The following is a 4,150-nucleotide window of genomic DNA, read 5'->3' on the forward strand; positions in this document are numbered from 1 at the left end:
GCCCGCCACCCTCCCCCCTCCACGGGCCACACCGCCACCAGCTCGTCCGCGAGCACCGTCCCGCCCGCGTCGCGCCACAGCCCGCCCAGGGTGCTCTTGCCCGCGCCGGAGTGCCCCACGAACAGCGCGGCCCGGCCCTCGTGCACCAGCCCCACGCCGTGGATCAACAGCCCGCCGCGCTCGCCAGCGCGGACGCGAGCATCACCTTGATCAGGTTCTCCACGGGGTACCGGCCCCATCCGATGACGTCCGCGCGGCTCCGGTCCGGGGAGAGCACCGCGGAGTACCCGGCGCCCTCCACCCGCAGCGTGCCGGAATCACCAGGCTCCAGCCGGGGCAGCTCCTGCACGGCGGGCGGAGCACCCGGGCTGGAGGGAGTCCGCATCACCAGCCGGGCCTCGGCGGCCACGGCCTCCGGCGCGAGGAACGCGCCGAACACACGCTGGAGCGGACTGGCGAGCGCCGCCTCCTCCACCTCCAGCACCACCGTCCACCCGGCCAGGGTGATCCGGAGCGCGCCTTCACGGGGACCCACGACGGGGTCCCCGCCGTTCACGGCACGCACTCCGATTCGCCCGGGATGTTGCACGTGGACAGCTGCGCCAGCGCGACGAAGGGCTGCTCCCACAGGATGGCGGGAGGCACGTACACGGCGGACGCGGCCGGCGGCTTCGGCACGGAGGGACCCGCGGGAGGCTGTGAAGGTCGTTGGCTCACGTGACGGCCCACCTAGAAGGGCACCGGGAAGGCACAGATTCGACCATCCGAGGAACCGACATGCAACCGGCCAACGGTGTGATCGATGGTCGGCGTGCCGATGGCCTGCGCCGGGCCCACCGTCACCTGCCCGGAGTCGAGGCCCGTCTCCAGCTCCAGCTGGTGCACCTTGCCATCCGAGCTGCCCACGTAGATGCGGGCCACGCCGTTCTGGTTGAGGGTGAAGGACCCCGCCGGGCCCGCGATGACCGTCGACCACACCTGCACCGGCACGTTGGTGGCGTCCATCTCATAGCGCTCCACCCTGCCGTCCGCCGTGCTCACCACGAAGCCCTTGCCCAGGGGCCGCGCGAAGTGGGTGAACGCCCGCGCCGTGGTGGGCCGCACGGGGACCGTCCAGGCCGGCGTGAACGTGGCCGGGTTCACGCCGTACACCCGGCCGTCGTTGGCCGTGACGAGGATCTGGTTGCTCGTGGCGTTGCGGACCACGCCGAACTCCAGGTCCCCCAGCGCCAGCCGCGCCACCTCCGCGCCCGTGAGGCTGTTGAGCACGCGCAGCGTGGCGGTGCTGGTGCCGGACTTCGTCGCCACGTAGAGCCGGTTCGTCGTGTAGTCCACCAGCATGCCGCCGCTCACCATGCCCAGGTCCCCGGGCTGGTAGCGCCAGATGAGCGCGCCCGTGGCCGCGTTCAGCGCGACCACCTGGTTCGGCGCGGAGGTGTTGCGCGTGGCGAAGATCGCCAGGTCCACGTTCGAGTACGTCGTCCGGTACTCCGGGTTCGCGTAGTCGAGCAGCTGCGTGACCGGGAACGAGCTGATGTTCCCCAGGCCCAGCGTCGTGTTCTTCCACAGGAACTCGCCCGTGGCCGCGTTGAGCACCGCCGGCACGCCGGCCTGGTCGCCCACGACGATCCACTGCTGCCCGGGCCGGCCCAGCAGCGGCACCACCGGGAAGCGGCTGCCAATCAGGCCCGTCATCTTCACCGGCCGGAAGCGCTCCGCGCCGTCCTCGGACGGGTTCACGGTGTTCGTGAGCGTGCCCACCACGGAGTCGTTGAAGGAGCTGAAGATGCCCACGCCCAGCTCCGTGACGGGCTGCTGCACCGTGAACAGGCCCACCGAGTAGCACCACAGCGGGTTGCCCGCCACGCGCGCCCGGGGCGTGGCCAGCAGGCCCTGCGAGGTGGGCTGGTTGCCTGGGCCGTACCGGAACTCATCATCCGCGTTGAAGACGCGGTAGACGTACGTCGTGCCGTTCGTCACCGCCGTGTCCGTGAAGGACGACGCGGAGCTGAACTCGTCCGCGTACGCCACCGTCGCGTTGCCCAGCACGTCCCCCACCGCGTAGCGCACGCCGCTGGTCGGCGCGGTGTCGGGCGTCGCCCCCTGCGCGCGCAGCACCAGGGTGCCGCCGTGGTTGAAGGGGTTGTCCCAGGTGAGCGTCACGCTGCCGTCGCGGGCCACGCCGGTGAAGCGCGACACGTCCGGGGACGCGGTCACCGCGAGCAGCGTCATCATCCCCTCCACGCGGATGCGCGGGTCGTTCCAGCCCTGGTTCAGCTCCAAGCGGTGGCGGAACGCGGTGTCCTCGGGGACGGCGGTGAAGCCCGAATACGTGATGCGGAAGGTGGCGTCGCCGCCCACCGGGATGCCGGTCTCCGACTCCCAGGTATAGCCGGCCGCGTCCGTGGAGACGACCCAGTCCCCGAAGGCCTGCGGGCCTGACGCGGCCACGTCGAAGTAGTTCACCGCGGGCTTGAACAGCGTCACCACGTAGATGGGCAGCGAGCCTCGGTTCTGCACCGTGTACGCCACCGTCACGCCCGTGGCCGCGGTGGACACCGTCTCCTGGCTCAGCCGCACGCGGTGCTCCACGATGCGGCCCTTGCGCGCCGTCACCAGGTCCCCCGCCACCGCTGAACCGTTGAGCGTCCCGTCCACCTGCGCCTGGAACTGGTAGCTGGCGCCGGGCGTGCCCGACACCTGGTAGCGCCACGTGAACTGCGCGGAGGCCCCGGGCGCCAGCTGCGCCACGCTCTCCGGCGACGGGCCGGACACGAGCGTCGCCGTCGCGCTGCCCAGCCGCACCGGCGCGCGCGGGCGCACCTGCGTGTACGTGTTCGCGGTGGACGCGTTGAACACCGTCATGCGCAGCGTCACCTGCTCCCCGCTGAACGCGTCCACGACGTCCATGTCCGCCGTCGCGACCAGGCTGCCCACGTCCGCCATGGGCGAGTCCGCGAACGGCGCGTTCGAGGCGTTGTTGGTCGAGCGCGCCCGGACCCGCGCGGCCACGGCGCCGGCGGCCGTGGGGCTCAGGGTGACCGCGAAGACGCCCGCGGACCGCAGCGCCACGACCCTGCTGGTGGTGGGGTCCTTGCTCACGGTGGTGAGGGGCACGCTCGTCGTGGAGGCGGGGTTGTCCACGGTCACGGTGGCCGAGCCCGTGCCGCGGTTCTCCACCACGACGCGCGCCACGGTGGTGCCGTTGACCGCCAGCACGCGCGGCGCCAGCGTCACGTTCGTGGTCAGGATGGCGCGCGTCCACGGGGGCATGTTGCCGACGTTGTAGGAGTAGTTCGTGCCGTCGCACTGGTCGCGGGCGTACGTCCCCGCCGCCAGGCGCTCGGAGGCGCTGTCGGTGGTGCGGTTGGACGGGGCCACCACGCTCAGCACGAAGCGCGCGGTCTGGTTGCGCGCCAGGCCGCGCCCGTCGTCCACGCAGCCCAGCGTGGACTGGAACGTGATGCGCCGCTGGTTGGAGTCGATGTACTCGACCTTCCAGTTCGGGTTCTCCTCCGCCGGAAGCCCGCCCAGCAGCTGGTAGCCCGTGGGCAGGACGAACGACACCTCCGACAGGCGGGCGTCGAGCGAGGCCGCGGCCGTGTTGGTGACCTCCAGGACGAGCTCGGACGCGTCGTCCATCACCACCCGCGCCACCGTCTCCCCGGAGGAGGGAATGGGGCGCACGTTCCAGGACTGGGAGAAGCCCACCGCGGGCAGCAACACGGCGGCGAGCGCGAGGATGCGGACGTTCATGGCGTGCCTCACGTCACGGCTCCAGGGTGAAGGACGTGGCGGCCAGCTGCGCCCCGTCCAGGAAGAAGCGCACCTGCCAGGTGCCCGTCATGCGCGCCATGGACACGGGCGTGCCCGCCACCGGCAGCGAATAGCGCAGCGTGCGCGTCTCCTCCGGCGGCGCCTCCACCGGCGCGCTCCGCTTTTCGTACGGACGCCCGCCCGGCGCGATGAACTCCACGTCCACCTGACCCTTGTTCCGCACGCCGCTCACCACGAAGTCCACGTCCACCTGCTGCACCTCGGACAGGGGCGTGGGCTCCGAGCCCGGGCCCACCACCACCGCGCTCCCGGAGGGCAGGCGGCAGCGGCGCCGGAGGCGGCTCCTCGTCCGGAGGCGGCTCCTCGTCCCCGG

The 4,150-nt window shown here is 72.2% G+C and carries 3 protein-coding genes and 1 pseudogene; all 4 read right to left on the reverse strand.

Annotated features, from left to right (window positions below; translation table 11 throughout):
- Positions 1 to 163: 163 nt before the first annotated feature.
- Positions 164 to 556 carry a hypothetical protein gene (locus ACLEQD_RS38260; RefSeq protein ID WP_410390784.1) on the reverse strand — a complete coding sequence of 131 codons (393 nt, stop codon included), beginning with the start codon at positions 554 to 556 and terminating at the stop codon, positions 164 to 166.
- A complete protein-coding gene (locus ACLEQD_RS38265; protein ID WP_410390785.1) occupies positions 553 to 717 on the reverse strand; it encodes a hypothetical protein in 165 nt (54 codons plus the stop codon). Before ACLEQD_RS38265 ends, ACLEQD_RS38260 begins: the two co-directional genes overlap by 4 nt.
- A gap of 12 nt (positions 718 to 729) precedes the next feature.
- Positions 730 to 3,768: a PQQ-binding-like beta-propeller repeat protein gene (locus tag ACLEQD_RS38270; RefSeq protein ID WP_410390786.1), complete on the reverse strand. Its 3,039-nt coding sequence runs from the start codon at positions 3,766 to 3,768 to the stop codon at positions 730 to 732.
- Position 3,769: 1 nt separating this feature from the next.
- Positions 3,770 to 4,150: pseudogene (locus tag ACLEQD_RS38275) on the reverse strand (hypothetical protein); the annotation flags it as partial.

Origin of the sequence: Corallococcus sp. 4LFB (assembly GCF_046520365.1) — a bacterium.
Taxonomy (GTDB): Bacteria; Myxococcota; Myxococcia; order Myxococcales; family Myxococcaceae; genus Corallococcus; species Corallococcus caeni.